Annotated in this window: 13 protein-coding genes and 1 pseudogene; 4 read left to right on the top strand and 10 right to left on the bottom strand. The window is 51.5% G+C overall.

What is annotated here, in order from left to right; translation table 11 throughout:
• Positions 1–22: 22 nt before the first annotated feature.
• Positions 23–1216, bottom strand: coding sequence for an MFS transporter (locus HCX92_RS13595; RefSeq protein ID WP_169295502.1), 1194 nt, complete (start codon positions 1214–1216; stop codon positions 23–25).
• 261 nt (positions 1217–1477) lie between these two features.
• Between HCX92_RS13595 and htpG the strand changes: the two genes are divergently transcribed.
• Positions 1478–3394 (top strand): molecular chaperone HtpG, encoded by a 1917-nt coding sequence (gene htpG, locus HCX92_RS13590; RefSeq protein ID WP_169295501.1) that lies wholly within the window; start codon positions 1478–1480, stop codon positions 3392–3394.
• Between the two features lie 44 nt (positions 3395–3438).
• Here the strand turns inward: htpG and ampD are convergent, their stop codons facing one another.
• Genes ampD through HCX92_RS13575 form a run of 3 tightly spaced genes read right to left on the bottom strand, consistent with a single transcriptional unit; the run spans position 3439 to position 5134 of the window.
• Complete coding sequence (gene ampD / locus HCX92_RS13585; RefSeq protein WP_169295500.1) at positions 3439–4023, bottom strand: 1,6-anhydro-N-acetylmuramyl-L-alanine amidase AmpD; 585 nt, start codon at positions 4021–4023, stop codon at positions 3439–3441.
• Between the two features lie 2 nt (positions 4024–4025).
• Positions 4026–4283 (bottom strand): PP0621 family protein, encoded by a 258-nt coding sequence (locus HCX92_RS13580; protein WP_169295499.1) that lies wholly within the window; start codon positions 4281–4283, stop codon positions 4026–4028.
• Entirely contained in the window at positions 4283–5134 is an 852-nt protein-coding gene (locus HCX92_RS13575; RefSeq protein ID WP_169295498.1) for an inner membrane protein YpjD, read from the bottom strand. Before HCX92_RS13575 ends, HCX92_RS13580 begins: the two co-directional genes overlap by 1 nt.
• A 97-nt stretch (positions 5135–5231) precedes the next feature.
• On the opposite strand from HCX92_RS13575, the gene ffh reads away from it, so the two are divergent.
• On the top strand, positions 5232–6659 hold the full coding sequence (gene ffh, locus HCX92_RS13570) for a signal recognition particle protein (protein ID WP_169295497.1): 1428 nt from the start codon (positions 5232–5234) through the stop codon (positions 6657–6659).
• Between the two features lie 53 nt (positions 6660–6712).
• On the opposite strand, the pseudogene HCX92_RS13565 reads toward ffh, so the two are convergent.
• From HCX92_RS13565 to HCX92_RS13540, 6 genes and pseudogenes are all read right to left on the bottom strand, one after another.
• Positions 6713–6787, bottom strand: a pseudogene (locus HCX92_RS13565) (peptidoglycan-binding protein LysM); the annotation flags it as partial.
• 23 nt (positions 6788–6810) lie between these two features.
• Positions 6811–7755, bottom strand: coding sequence for a prolyl aminopeptidase (gene pip, locus HCX92_RS13560; RefSeq protein ID WP_169295496.1), 945 nt, complete (start codon positions 7753–7755; stop codon positions 6811–6813).
• A gap of 6 nt (positions 7756–7761) precedes the next feature.
• Positions 7762–8499 carry a tRNA (guanosine(46)-N7)-methyltransferase TrmB gene (trmB, locus tag HCX92_RS13555; RefSeq protein WP_371808427.1) on the bottom strand — a complete coding sequence of 246 codons (738 nt, stop codon included), beginning with the start codon at positions 8497–8499 and terminating at the stop codon, positions 7762–7764.
• A 58-nt stretch (positions 8500–8557) separates the two neighbouring features.
• On the bottom strand, positions 8558–9157 hold the full coding sequence (locus HCX92_RS13550) for a class I SAM-dependent methyltransferase (protein ID WP_248290068.1): 600 nt from the start codon (positions 9155–9157) through the stop codon (positions 8558–8560).
• Positions 9158–9196: 39 nt separating this feature from the next.
• Positions 9197–11272, bottom strand: coding sequence for a methionine--tRNA ligase (gene metG / locus HCX92_RS13545; RefSeq protein ID WP_169295494.1), 2076 nt, complete (start codon positions 11270–11272; stop codon positions 9197–9199).
• A gap of 173 nt (positions 11273–11445) precedes the next feature.
• On the bottom strand, positions 11446–11733 hold the full coding sequence (locus tag HCX92_RS13540) for a hypothetical protein (RefSeq protein ID WP_169295493.1): 288 nt from the start codon (positions 11731–11733) through the stop codon (positions 11446–11448).
• Positions 11734–11838: 105 nt separating this feature from the next.
• Between HCX92_RS13540 and apbC the strand changes: the two genes are divergently transcribed.
• Both apbC and HCX92_RS13530 read left to right on the top strand, forming a co-directional pair.
• Positions 11839–12924 carry an iron-sulfur cluster carrier protein ApbC gene (gene apbC, locus HCX92_RS13535; protein ID WP_169295492.1) on the top strand — a complete coding sequence of 362 codons (1086 nt, stop codon included), beginning with the start codon at positions 11839–11841 and terminating at the stop codon, positions 12922–12924.
• A 100-nt stretch (positions 12925–13024) separates the two neighbouring features.
• Positions 13025–14752 (top strand): autotransporter assembly complex family protein, encoded by a 1728-nt coding sequence (locus HCX92_RS13530; RefSeq protein ID WP_248290067.1) that lies wholly within the window; start codon positions 13025–13027, stop codon positions 14750–14752.
• Positions 14753–14756: the final 4 nt, after the last annotated feature.

The following is a 14756-nucleotide window of genomic DNA, read 5'->3' as shown; positions in this document are numbered from 1 at the left end:
ATGCCAGGCGCTTGGAAATGGTTTATTGTTCTTCCAGTCTGTCCCGCTCACGAAAATACGCAACATGGCGGCCATGCACCATATAAAACAGCAGCATGCATAGCAGGGCCAGCCCGGCCATGAGCCAGTACAGGTTGCGGTAGCCGGTTTCGGTAATAATGATTCCCAACAGGTAAGGGCCAAATCCCAGCCCGGCATCCAGGCAAATATAAAATGTGGCGGTGGCCAGTCCCATGCGATGCGGCTTAACGACCTTGATGGCTACGGCCTGCAGGGCCGATTGCAGGCTGCCATAACCCAGGCCAATCAGGGCGGCGGCGGTGAGCAATGTCCAGGCCGACTGGGTGCTTGCCATGGTCGCCATGCCCATGGCAAGTAAAATGCAGCATGGGTACACAATCACGTTTGAGCCTTTTTTGTCCAGGATTTTGCCGGCAATCGGGCGTGAAAACAGGATGACGAAAGAGTAAACAATAAAAAAGAAACCGGCTGCCGTAACCAGCTCCAGCTCAATCGAGTAACTGTTCAGGAAAGTCAGCACGCTGGCAAAGCACAGTCCCAGCAGGAACATGACCGTTGAAACCGGCAAGGCCTTGCGTTCCACCAGATCACCCAGGGTAAAGTGAAAAGGATGTTCATCCGTGTGTTTGGCAGAGCCGGTTTTCAGGAAGGTAGAGGCTGCCAGAGCCAGCAGGCTGACCAACAGACAAAAGGCAAAAATCCATTGGAAATTGAAATTCTGGCTCATCCACAAACCCAGGAATGGGCCGATAGCCGAGGCCAGGGTGGTGCTCAGGCTGTAGTAGCCAATGCCTTCGGCCCTGCGGTGGGACGGAATAATGTGCGCCACAATGGTGCCACAGGCGGTACTGGCGATACCAATGGCCATGCCGTGCAGAAAACGGGCCAGCAGTAAAGAATAAATGGAGTCACTGAAAAAATACAGACAGTTGGTCAGGCTGAAGGCCACCAGGCCGATCAGCAGGGTTTTTTTCTGGCCAATCACATCAACCAGCTGGCCAATAAGAAGACGGCTGGTTAGGGCGCCCACAATAAAAATGCCAACGGCCAGCCCGGCCATACTGATTGAAGCGTCATAACGCTGGGTCACATAATCGCCCAGGGTAACAATCAGGAAATAAAAGACAATGGTAATAAGCAGGTTAACCCCGGTGATGATAATGAAATCAGGGGTCCACAATTTTTTTTCTTGCATGGTGGTTTTTTTTGGGGAAGAAGATTGTTATTGTTTGCCGGTTTAACAAGCCTGGTGGCATTAAAGCTGAGCAGGTAAAAGAAGGCAGGCAATAACAGGCGGCAATAATGCCAGAAGACCGTTGATTATACGCTTTTAACCAAAAGCTTGCCGGGCCCTTGAAAAAAAACGATTTGTCCCCAAGTGGGTATGAAGCCTTCAGGCCTTGCCGCCTGTTGTTATTTCAAACTCCATTCCAATTTTTTTATTTTGCCAATTACTATGAGTCAAGAAGAAGCAACTGTTCAAGCCGGCCCGCAAACCATGGGTTTTCAGGCGGAAGTCAAGCAATTACTGCATTTGATGATTCACTCCCTGTACAGCAACAAGGAAATTTTCTTGCGGGAGCTGGTTTCCAATGCCTCGGATGCCTGCGACAAGCTGCGTTTTGAAGCGATTGATAATCCTGCCTTGCTGGAAGGCGGTGCCGATTTGCAAATCAGGGTCAGCTATGACAAAGAGGCCCGTACCATTACCATTTCCGATAATGGCATTGGTTTAAGCCACGACGAGGCAATCGCCAACCTGGGCACGATTGCCCGTTCTGGCACGAAAGAGTTTTTTTCCCAGTTAAGTGGCGACAAGCAAAAAGATGCCCAGTTAATTGGCCAGTTTGGCGTGGGTTTTTATTCTTCATTCATTGTGGCCGACAAGGTTACGGTTGAAAGCCGTCGTGCCGGTGTCGCTACCAGTGAAGGCGTGCGCTGGACGTCCGAAGGCCAGGGCGACTTCACTATTGAACCAATTGAAAAGGAATCGCGCGGTACCGATATTACCTTGCACCTGCGTGCCGATGAAGATGAGTTCCTTAGCCACTGGAAGTTAAGTGAGATCCTGCGCCGTTATTCCGATCATATTTCCCTGCCGGTACTTATGCAGAAAGAAGAATATGACTCGGAAAAAGGCGAGATGGTTAAAAAGGACGAGTGGGAAGCGGTTAACCAGGCCAGCGCACTATGGACCCGTAACAAGTCTGACATTACCGACGAGCAGTATAAAGAGTTTTACAAGCATGTCAGCCATGATTTTGAAGATCCGCTGGCCTGGACCCATAATCGGGTGGAAGGACGCAGCGAATATACCCAGTTGCTGTATATTCCCAAACGTGCACCGTTTGATTTGTGGGACCGTGATGGCAAGCGTGGCGTAAAACTGTATGTGAAACGCGTCTTTATCATGGATGAAGCCGAACAGCTGCTGCCATCGTACTTGCGTTTTGTGCGCGGTGTGATTGACTCTTCTGATTTGCCGCTTAACGTTTCCCGTGAAATTCTGCAGGAAAGCCGTGATGTCCGTTCCATTCGCGAAGGCTCGGTAAAACGTATCCTGTCCCTGCTTGAAAACATGGCCGAGAATAAACCCGAAGACTACGCGACCTTCTGGGCTGAATTTGGCCAGGTGCTTAAAGAAGGTACCGGTGAAGATCCGTCCAACCTTGAGCGGATTGCCAAACTGATGCGTTTTGCTTCTACCCATACCGATGAGCCTTTGCAGAATGTCTCCCTGGCTGATTACATCTCACGCATGAAAGAAGGGCAGGACCGGATTTACTACGTGGTGGCAGACTCTTTCAATGCGGCCAAAAACAGTCCGCACCTTGAGATCTTCCGCAAAAAAGGTATCGAGGTTTTGTTGCTGTCAGACCGTGTGGACGAATGGATGATGTCTCATTTCCGCGAGTTTGAGGGCAAACAGCTGGTATCGGTTTCCAAAGGTGGGCTGGATCTTGCTGAACTGGCCGATGAAGCGGAAAAGAAAAAGCAGGAAGAAGTGGCTGAGTCCTTCAAGCCTTTGGTGGAACGGCTGAAAGAGGTTTTGAAAGACAAGGTCAAGGATGTTAATGTAACGCTGCGCCTGGTTGATTCTCCGGCTTGCGTGGTGGTTGGACAAAATGAATTAAGCCCGCACTTGCTGCGCATGTTGCAGGCGGCAGGCCAGGAAACCCCAGATTTCAAACCTGTCCTGGAAATCAACCCCGAGCATGCCATCATTACCCGTCTTCAGGCGGCTGAAGATGAGGAATTTGCCGATTGGGCCAATGTGTTGCTGGATCAGGCCCTGCTGGCTGAAGGTGCCCAGATTGCGGATCCGGCTGCGTTTGTGAAGCGGATGAATGCCTTGTTGCTCAAGTCTGCCTAATCGCATCCTGACGCAGGTATAACGACAATGCCCGGCGCCGGTTTTTATCGGGGTTCGGGCATTTGCCGTTTGGCCCAGCCACTTTCTGTTTGGTATTTTTGCCAGTCAAAGTAGGGGCCCGGGTCGGTTTTTCTGCCGGGTGCGATATGTTCATGACCACGTACCGCCCTTAAGGGGTAGCGGGCCTTTAGCACTTTGCTCAAATGGCTCAGGGTTTCATACTGTTCAGGCATGAAAGGCTCAAAGTCACAGCCTTCCAGCTCAATGCCAATAGAGAAATCATTGCAGCGTTCGCGGTCGTTAAAACGGGAGACCCCGGCATGCCAGGCGCGGTTTTCAGTGCTCACGAACTGGACAATTTCCCCATCGCGGCGGATAAGAAAATGCGCCGACACCCGCAAGTGTTTGATTGACTCAAAGAAGGGGTGTGCGTGTGGGTCAAGGCGGTTGGTAAACAGCTGCTCTATGTACGGTCCGCCATACTGGTAAGGCGGCAGGCTGATGTTATGAATGACCAGTAGCGAGACGGTTTCATTAACCGGGCGTTTGTCACAGTTGGGGGAAGGCACCAGGCGAATGTTTTTGCTTGTCTTCAGCCATCCGTGGCGGTCCAGCTGTAAAGATGGCATGCTCATTGTTTTTGGCCCAATCGGGCATGCTCTTCGGAACACCAGGTTTTGCCATGGATGAGACAGGCTTCCGAGCGGGGCAGGTGAATATGGCAGTGAGCACATTGCACCATGGCTTCGCTGGCCTGGCTTTGCCGGGTGGCGGGAGGCTGGCTGGCGTTTGATTGCATGTTTTTGAAAAGCGTCTGAACGCGACCGGCAAACATGCGGATGGCCAGCATCAGGATGATGATCAGGATGATAAAGAGAAAAAATCTCATTAGACACTCTTGTGCATAATAACGTCAAAGATAAAACGGGTACCCGTGTAGGCCAGCATGAGCAGGGCAAAACCGGTTAGCGTCCAGCGCAAGGCCAATCGGCCACGCCAGCCCCAAAGGCTTCGCCCAATCAGCAGTATGCTGAATACCAGCCAGGCCAGCAGGGTGAAAATGGTTTTGTGGTCCATGGGCAGGAACTGGCCGCTTTTGTTGAGCGACACCATAATGCCGGTGACAATAGACAGGCTGAGAGCGCCAAAACCAATCCAGATCAGTTTGAACAGGATGCGTTCCTGCTGCATGAGTGGTGGCTGGGCCTCAAGGATGCGGGTGGTGAGCGAGGGATTTTCCTGAAAATTGACGGGTTTATGCAAGTATTGGTCCAGGGCGGTCATTAAGAATGCCTGTATGGCGGCGATGGCAATAAGGCTATAGGCAAACAGTGAGATCAGCAAGTGGATCTTGAACAGATGGGTTTGTGAGGGAATGACCAGGCTGTCTGGGCTGGAAGGAAAAAGGGCGGCCAGCAGACAGATAAAGCTGGCAATCGGCAGCAGCAGCAAAAGCAGCCCGTCTATTTTGTTCAGCCTGCTTTCTATCCAGAACACGATCATGCCCAGCCAGATGGTAATGGACAGGCCCTGTGACCAGTTCAGCCTGATATGTTCTGCGTGCACGATCGCCCAGTGTACGGCGATGCCTTGCAGCACTAAGGTGGCCAAAAGACATACGCTACGGACGGAGCCGGTTTGCCTGATGGTGTTTTGTTGCACAATGGGGCGCCAAATTGACAAACTAAGCAGAAGATAGGCCAATGCGGCCAGAGAGTGCAATACAATGTCAGCTGACATAAACTGATATCTTGATTGTAGGGGTTGGGTTATTGAGGTAACAAAAACATAGTATAGCCTCTAATCCTGGTAATTCATTTATTAAAGTGCAAAATTCATGTTCGATAATTTAACTAATCGTTTGTCCCGGGTCATGAAGACCATCCGGGGAGAGGCCCGCCTGACCGAAGCCAATACGCAGGAAATGCTGCGCGAGGTACGTCTGGCATTACTTGAGGCCGATGTATCTTTGCCCGTGGTGCGTGAGTTTGTTGCCAGGGTCAAGGAAAGTGCGCTGGGTGAGGAAGTCGCCGGCAGCCTAAGTCCAGGACAGGCCCTGGTGGGGGTGGTTCATAAAGAGCTTACCGCTTTAATGGGGGGGGATCTTGGGCCGCAGGCATCCGAGCTGTCTTTGGCAACCCAGCCGCCAGCCGTTGTGTTAATGGCCGGTCTGCAAGGGGCTGGCAAAACCACGACGACCGGTAAATTGGCCAAACTGATTAGTGGGGGCGATTTACTGCAAAATGGTCGCAAGGCCGGCCGAAAAAAAGTGCTGGTGGTCAGTGCCGACGTTTATCGTCCGGCCGCTATTGAACAGTTGAAAACGGTTGCCACCCAGGTTGGGGTGGATTTCTTCCCGTCCGATGCCAGCCAGAAACCGCGTGATATTGCCCTGGCAGCCGTCGACCATGCAAAACGGCATCATTATGATGTCTTGCTGGTGGATACGGCCGGCCGTCTGGGTATTGATGAAGCCATGATGGCTGAAATCAGTATGCTGCACGAAGTGCTCAAGCCCATTGAAACCCTGTTTGTGGTGGATGCCATGCAAGGTCAGGATGCCGTGAATGTGGCCAAGGCCTTCTCCGAAGCCTTGCCCCTGACTGGTGTGGTCATGACCAAACTCGATGGTGATGCCCGGGGTGGTGCCGCCCTGTCGGTGCGGCATATTACCGGCAAGCCCCTGAAGTTTATCGGGGTTTCCGAAAAACTCGATGGTCTTGAACCTTTTCATCCCGAGCGTATGGCTCAGCGGGTGCTGGGTATGGGCGATATTGTTTCGCTGGTTGAACAGGCCCAGCGCAATATTGATATTGCCGAAGCCCAGAAGCTGGCCACCAAGATCAAATCGGGTGACCGTTTTGACCTGAATGATTTTCGTGATCAGTTGCAGCAAGTCAAGAAAATGGGGGACATGAGTTCCCTGCTTGAAAAACTGCCGGCACAGTTCGCCCAGGCAGCGGGCCAGTTGCAAAGTGGCCAGGCCGAAAAACAATTGCGCCGTACCGAGGGTATTCTTAATTCCATGACGCCCCAGGAACGGGCCAAACCCGAATTGCTGAAAGCATCGCGCAAACGTCGTATTGCGGCGGGTGCTGGGGTGCCAGTGCAGGAAGTGAACAAATTGCTTAAGCAGTTTGAGCAAATGCAGGGCATGATGAAGCAGTTCAAGAAAGGCGGTATGGGTAAGATGATGCGTGCCATGGGAGGGCTCAAGGGCCTGAAAAACATGGGCATGGGTGGTTTTGGCGGTTTCAAGAAGTAATACAAAAAAGTCCGCCTGTTGGGGCGGACTTTTTTATTAGTCATGCCAGTGCATTATTGGGGAATGCGCAGAATCTGTCCCGGGTAAATTTTATCCGGGTGGCTAAGCATAGGCTTGTTGGCTTCAAAATTGAATTCGTTAAGAAATATCATTAAGACGCGTTATCGGCAAATTTGTCGGTGGCGGCAAGCAGGGCTTTCAGGATGCCCGGCTCATTAAATGCATGGCCGGCATCGTCAATGATTTGGAATTCGGCTTGTGGCCATGCCTTGTGCAGTTCCCAGGCGGTTTTGGCCGGCGTGCAGGCATCGTAGCGTCCCTGAATGATAATGCCGGGAATACCGTGCAGTTTATGGGCATTGTCCAGCAGCTGGTTTTCTTTCATGAAACCGCCATTCGCAAAATAGTGATTTTCGATACGGGCAAAGGCGATGGCAAAATAATCATCGACATGGCTGCTGACATGGGCTTCATTCAGCAGCAGGCTGATGGTTCTTCCTTCCCATAAGCTCCAGGCCCGGGCTGCCTTGATTTGCTCTGCAAGATCGTTGCCGGTCAGCCGTTTCTGATAGGCGGCAATCAAGTCATTATGTTCTTCAGGTGGAATAGGGGCCAGGTAGTCTTCCCAGTAGTCGGGAAACAGCCATGAAGCACCTTCCTGGTAGAACCAGCGCAGTTCTTCTTTACGTACCGTAAAAATGCCCCGTACAATCAGTTCACTGACACGATTGGGATGGATCTGGGCATAGGCCAAAGATAAGGTAGAGCCCCATGAACCACCAAAGACCAGCCATTTTTCTGCGCCCATGATGTCACGGCGCAGGCATTCCATGTCTTCAATAAGATGTGCGGTGGTGTTGTTGTGCAGGCTGGCATGTGGAAGCGAGCGGCCGCAGCCGCGCTGGTCAAACAGCAGGACATTGTATTTGGATGGACCAAACAGTTGACGGTGCTGGGGACCACACCCGGAGCCCGGTCCGCCATGCAGGAACACGGCTGGCTTTCCCTGGGGATTGCCACAAAGTTCCCAGTAAACCTGGTGGCCGTCGGTGGTTTCCAGAAAACCGGTTTTATAGGGCTCTATGGGTGGGTACATGGCAGACTAATCCTCTTTCTTTTTGAAAACCAGGTCCCACACACCATGACCCAGGCGCAGGCCACGGGTTTCAAATTTGGTTTGCGGGCGATAATCGGGCTTGGGTGCGTAATCCTTGGCGGTGTTTTCCAGCTCGGGGTTGGCCGACAGGACTTCCAGCATTTGTTCTGCATAGTTTTCCCAGTCGGTGGCGCAATGAATATAACCGCCCGGTTGTAGCCGGCTAACCAGCAGTTGTACGAACTCGGGCTGGATCAGACGGCGCTTGTGGTGCCGCTTTTTTGGCCAGGGGTCGGGGAAGTAAATATGCACGCCAGCCAGGCTGTTGGCGGGTAGCATGTTCTTGACCACCTCAACGGCATCGTGCTGGATAATGCGTACATTGTCCAGTGAGGATGCTTCAATGCGTTTGAGCATGGCACCAACACCGGCATTGAATACCTCTACGCCCAGGAAGTTTTCTTCATGGCGGGCCAGTGCGATTTTTTCAGTGGTTTCGCCCATGCCAAAACCAATCTCAAGAATGGTGGGGGCCTGTCTGCCGAATACTTTTTCATAGTTCAGGCTAGTCGGTTTGTAGGCAATCGACCATTTGTCCATCAGTCGCTCTATGGCCAGTTTTTGGCCAGGCGTCATGTGTGAGCGGCGGTGAACAAAGCTTTTGATGTGCCCGAACGGTTGTTCGGGCTTTTCGGTGCCTTCGGCAACCGGTGCGGGGTTTGTATTTTCAGTACTCATGTTAATTTCACTCGTTAAGCCATAATTGTATTTGATACGAGGCAACAAGTTGAAGATATGGGTGCTAAAACTTAAATGTCATGACTTTTGCCGGAGGAATATTGCCCCAGACGATTTCACTGTGAAACTGGCTTGCGTGGATATGGGTTTTCCAAAGCGGTGAGCGCAGGTTGTAGGTGAATTGAATGGCCAGGCCTTGATCTTTTAAAAGGGTATGCCATTGTTGCAGAATTTGCTGGCAGGTATCGGGTGGCAGGGAGATCAGGGGAAGACTGGAAACCACAGCATTGATTTTGGCACCGTGTGGAATAAGGGTATCCAGATGGGCAGCGTTGCCATTGATGATGGTGATGTGAGGAAAGCGGGCTTTTAAATGACTGGCGAAGGTAGGGGAAAACTCAATCACATAAAGTTTGTCAGGAGAAATGCCGTGATCCAAGATAGCCTGGGTGATCACGCCCGTTCCCCCGCCCAGCTCAATGATGATACCATCATTGTCCAGGGGAATGTGCCGGGCCATTTGCCGGGCCAGCTTTTTGGAGCTGGGGCAAATGGCGCCGGTAAACTTTGGTTGGTTGATCAGTTCCTGGAGGAACATGAACGGGCCTGCTGTTTTTACGATACTGCTGATCTTTTTGGCTTGTTGCCACCAGACTCCATCCATATGCCATCCTGTTGCGAGATAAATTGATCTTGCTGTTAGTTAGTGAATACGCATACCGGGTTGTGCACCTTCCCAAGGCTCGAGAATGTAAATGCCGGGGTGGTTTTTTTCGTCGGCATGGCTGGCTGCAAGCACCATCCCTTCGGAAATGCCGAATTTCATTTTACGAGGAGCCAGGTTGGCAACCATAACGGTTAGTTTACCCACCAGATCTTCTGGATTATATGCTTCTTTTATGCCTGAGAAAACATTTCTGTGACGGCCTTCGCCGACATCGAGGGTCATGCGTAACAGTTTGGTGGAACCTTCCACATGTTCGCAGTTGACGATTTTGGCAATGCGCAGGTCAATTTTAGCGAAATCGTCAATTTTGATGGTTTCGGCAATGGGCTCGCCACCGGGAATCAGTGCTTCTGGTGCTGGCGGTTCGAACAGGTCATCCAGCATTTTGGGGTCGACCCGTTGCATCAAGTGCTTGAAGGGGGCGATGTGTTCAGGCAATTGCGCGGCATCCTGCCAGGTGAAGTCGCTGTTTTGTTCGAAAAGCTCAGTGGCAATCCGCTTGGAGAGCGCGGGCAAGACGGGGGTCAGCATGACTGACAAAGCCTTGAAGCCGGCAATGGCGCGCGAACAGATATCCTGCAGTTTGTCTTTCTGGTCCTGTTCAGCAGTGCTGATGCCTTTGGCCAGTACCCAGGGCTGGGCGTTGTCGAAGGCCTGGTTGACCTTGTCGGCGTAGGCCATCAGGGTGCGGATGGCGCGGCCATATTCGCGTGCCTCGAAGTCATTGCGAACGTTTTCGGTGACACTGGCGATTTCTGTGGTGAAAGCGTTGATATCGCCCTGGTAAGCCAGTTTTCCATCAAAGTGTTTGCTGATGAAGTTGGCGGCACGGCTGGCAATGTTAATGTATTTGCCAATCAGGTCGCTATTGACGCGGGCAATGAAATCATCGGGGTTGAAATCAATGTCTTCAACCCGTGCATTCAGTTTGGCGGCGATATAGTAACGCATCCATTCGGCATTCATGCCCAGTTCAAGATATTTGATGGGCGAAATGCCGGTGCCACGGCTTTTGGACATTTTCTCGCCACTGACGGTAATGAAACCGTGCACGAACAGGGAATCAGGTACTTTACGGCCTGAAAACTTGAGCGTTGCGGGCCAGAACAGGGCGTGGAAATAAATAATGTCCTTGCCAATGAAGTGAACCTGTTCGGTGTTGCCGTTGGGATCCAGCAGGCCGTCAAAGTCAAGGCCGGTTTTCTTGCAGTAGGCTTTTAAAGAGGCCAGGTAGCCAACCGGTGCGTCCAGCCATACGTAAAAATACTTGCCGGGTTCATCGGGGATTTCAATGCCAAAATAGGGGGCATCGCGTGAAATGTCCCAGTCGTTAAGATTGCTTTGACTTTCGCCATCTTCAGCGTTGCCCAGCCATTCACGGGTTTTGGCCAGTACTTCGTTTTGCAGGCGTTTTTGGCCGCGGGCATTGGTGCCGTTGGTCCACTCTTTCAGGAACTCAACGCAGCGCGGGTCGGACAGCTTGAAGAAAAAGTGCTCGGACGATTTCAATACCGGCGTGGCATTGGTCAGGGTGGAGTAAGGGTTGATCAGTTCGGTGGGGGCGTAAACGGCGCTGCACACTTCACAGGAATCACCATACTGGTCTTTGGCATGGCATTTGGGGCATTCACCCTTGATATAACGATCGGGCAGAAACATGCCCTTGACCGGATCGTAGAACTGCTCGATGGTTTTGCTGCTGATGAAACCGGCTGCTTTCAGGGCCTTGTAAATGTCACCCGACAGCTGTGTGTTTTCTTCACTGTGCGTGCTGTGCCAGTGGTCAAACTTGATGTGGAAACCATTCAGGTAAGTGGGACGTTCATTGGCATAACGGGCAACGAGTTCTTCCGGGCTGATGCCTTCTTTTTCGGCCTTGAGCATAATGGGAGCGCCATGGGCGTCATCGGCACCGACAAAATGAACGGTATGGCCCGACATGCGCATGGTGCGAACCCAGATATCGGCCTGGATGTATTCCATGATATGGCCAATATGAAATGAGCCGTTGGCATAAGGGAGTGCGGTGGTAACAAAAATCGTGCGTGTCATGAACAATTACAGTAAAAATTAAACAGTTGAATGATTTTAGACGAAAATGCCGGTTTTAACGGAACCGGCAGACTATTTTCCACCGGAAACGGGCGGAGTAAACACGAAAAGACAACAGAAAATCGTCGAAATCCTTCTATCTTACAGAAAAAGTCTAAATGAAAAACGGTTTCTTATTTTATTTCACGTATTTCAACGTCGGTCACGTCTTTGGCGCTGGTGGAAAATTTGCGTTTGTGGAATTTTTCCTGGAAGTCGGTTTGGGTCTGGCGGGCCCGTGTGCGTGATTGGGTCCAGAACTGGCCGGCAGAAAAATTTTGTCCGCGAACGCGGGCAATCACATACATAACACCCAGGGCAATGGCGGTTGATGCCATGAAGATGAATGCCATGCACAGGCCTACAATGGCCAGAATGACGAAGAGAATGCTTTTCAGGGTACTGTCTAGAAAATCTTTCATTGTGTATGGAAACCCCATGATAGAGGCAGGTTTATCTTCACCTGCTGATAATAAAAACGGTATGATTGACTATTCTACTCAAGTAAGTTTAAAAGTGATAAAACAATGCGTTTACAAATAAATACCATTCTTTCCGAGTTGCAGTCCGTGCGGGATCCACTTACTGGCATGTCCCTGGCTAAAAAGTTCAGGGAAAGAGACCTGGAAATCAAGGGTGATACCGTAGAAGTCAAATTGTTCCCGGGTTATTATCCTGCCGAAGATAAAAGCAATATCGAACAACAAATAACCAACGCCTGCACCAGGGCGGGCGCGGCTCAAACCCGGATCAATTACTTAGATGGTATCAAAAGCCACGTGGTTCAAGGGGGCTTGAAACCAATTGCATCAATAAAAAATATTATTGCGGTCGCTTCAGGCAAGGGTGGCGTAGGAAAAAGTACAACTTCTGTCAATTTGGCGCTGGCTCTGTCGCAGTCTGGTGCAAAAGTTGGTATTCTTGATGCGGATATTTATGGTCCCAGCCAGCCATTGATGTTGGGTGTTTCGGGTAAGCCGGAATCACGCGATGGCAAAAGCATGGAGCCTCTTGAGGCACATGGTGTTTATGTCAATTCGATTGGTTTCTTGATTGACGGGGACTCTCCGGCCATCATGCGTGGTCCCATGGTTGCACAGGCCCTGGAGCAATTGTTAAGGCAAACGAATTGGCCTGATCTGGATTATCTGATTGTGGATATGCCGCCCGGAACCGGCGATATTGCATTGACGCTGGCCCAGAAAGTGCCGGTTGTTGGTGCGGTTATTGTGACAACGCCACAGGACATTGCGCTGGCTGATGCCCGCAAAGGTCTGCGCATGTTCCAGAAGGTCAATGTGCCCATTTTGGGTGTTATTGAAAATATGTCCATGCATGTCTGTTCAAACTGTGGACACGTTGAGCCTTTGTTTGGTCATGACGGTGGGCGTAAAATGGCCCAGGAACTGGAGGTGCCATGGTTGGGCAGCTTGCCGCTTACATTGGCAGTGCGTGAGCAGACCGATTCGGGCAAGCCTACGGTGGTCTCGGACCCTGGCAGTGAAGCGGCTAGGTCATACCGTCACATTGCCCGAAAACTGGCGGTGACGGTTTCCGATTTGGCGGTAGATATGAGTGGCAAGTTTCCTTCAGTAGTGGTAAAACCGTTATGAAGTTAAATAATATGTAATACAACCCCGTTAACGATCCAATCCGATGCACTTTACAGCCCGGCACGTCATTTTTTTACCACTCCTCCTGTCCGCCACTTCAATGGCGTTTTCTGCTGGCAAGCCCGAGGTGGTGATTGATCCCAGTGGATTAAGTCCAGAAGTATTGAGAAGTGTTAATGATGGTATTAGTGCCGTGGTGCGTCTGGCTGATGATCAGGACGGTGGCGAAGCCGAGCGGATTCGCAGCCGGGGCCGTGAGGCCGTGATTTCCGCCCTTGCCACGCAAGGGTATTTTGCCCCCAAGGTGGACCTTGAAGTGGGTGAGGACGTGGCAGGTGAAACCTGGGATATTTATATTGAGCCTGGTAAGGTGTCCAGGGTGGCATCGGTGGAGAACCGCTTTTTGGGCAGTATCACCGGTGCCCAATATGTCCAGCGGGTAGAGGCCCTGAAAAAAAACTGGGGCTTGCCGGTGGGGGAAGATTTCATTAATGCCCGGTGGAGCGCCTCAAAAAGCGCCTTGCTTGAAGGTGTGATGGACCGCGACTTTTATCTTGCCCGCATGATCCACTCCCAGGCAGTGGTGAACCCCGAAACATCCACGGTTGATACCGTCACCGAGGTCAATAGTGGGCCGGCAGTCACCTTGGGCAATATCGAGGTCATTGGCCTGCGCCGTGTTCCCGAAAGTCTGGTGCGTCGTTATATCCGCTATAAACCGGGTGATCCCTTCGTTCAGGATCAACTTGATGAGTGGCAGCAGGCCTTGCAGTCAACCAACTTTTTCAGGGGGGCATTCGTTTCCCTGAAAACCCCTGAAGGCTCGGAAGTTTACGATATGGAACAGGTGGAGCTGCCGGTATCTGTTCGGGTAACTGAAGGTCCGGCAAGCTCTGTTGCCGGCTCCTTGGGGGTGGACGATATTAGTGGAATTCGAGTTGAAGGCCTGTATAAGCAAAATGTGGTTTGGGGGCTTCCGGTTATTATGGAAACCGGTGCCGGCTTCGATTTCAAGAGTCAGCGTGCCTTTCTTGATTTTACCTTGCCACCCAATTATGACGGATCAAGGGACAGTTTTGGGATCATGGCCCGTCATTCCGATATTCAAAATGAAGATGTGACCCGTTTTGGCCTGGGCTGGAAACGAAAACGTGAATTCAAACTGGACCCGGAAAGCCGGGTTGATTATGAATCCAACTGGGGAGTGCTGGTTGCGTACGATTCTGTCAAGCGTGAAGATGAAGCGCGTTATTCTTTGCCAACTGTGGTGGGTACCTGGGATTTGTTGCGACGGGATCTTAATGACCGATACGATCCGCGTGACGGGAATCTGATTGCCCTGGGCCTGGGGGCCGGTATGACGCTGAACAAGCAGCAGACTTTTGGCCGGGTTGGTTTGCGGGTGCAGCAATGGTGGCCGGTGGGTAAACGGGATGTTTTTACGGTGCGGGCCGAGGCGGGACAGGTATTGGGCTCCAAAAATACACCTATTCCGGATGACTTCGGTTATCGGACAGGTGGTCCCCGCTCTATTCGTGGTTATAAATACAATGAGCTTGGCCGCCATGTGGGAAATGCCGTTGTCGGCACCCGTTCGCTGGCGGTGGTGGGTGCCCAGTACATGCATTACTTTGATGACCGTTTTGGCATGAGTGTGTTTATCGATGCCGGTGACGCAGCGCCTTCTTTCCGGGACATGAAAATTGCCGTTGGCTATGGAGTGGGGGCGCTTGTCAAGACGCCAGCAGGGCCTTTATCGCTTGATTTGGCATGGGGGCAGCGTGACCGTAAACTAAGACTGCACTTTTCTTTAGGGGTGGCATTTTGAGCAG

This window comes from Advenella sp. EE-W14, assembly GCF_012923605.1.
Taxonomy (GTDB): Bacteria; Pseudomonadota; Gammaproteobacteria; order Burkholderiales; family Burkholderiaceae_B; genus Advenella; species Advenella alkanexedens.
This window is presented reverse-complemented; position numbering and strand designations above follow the sequence as displayed.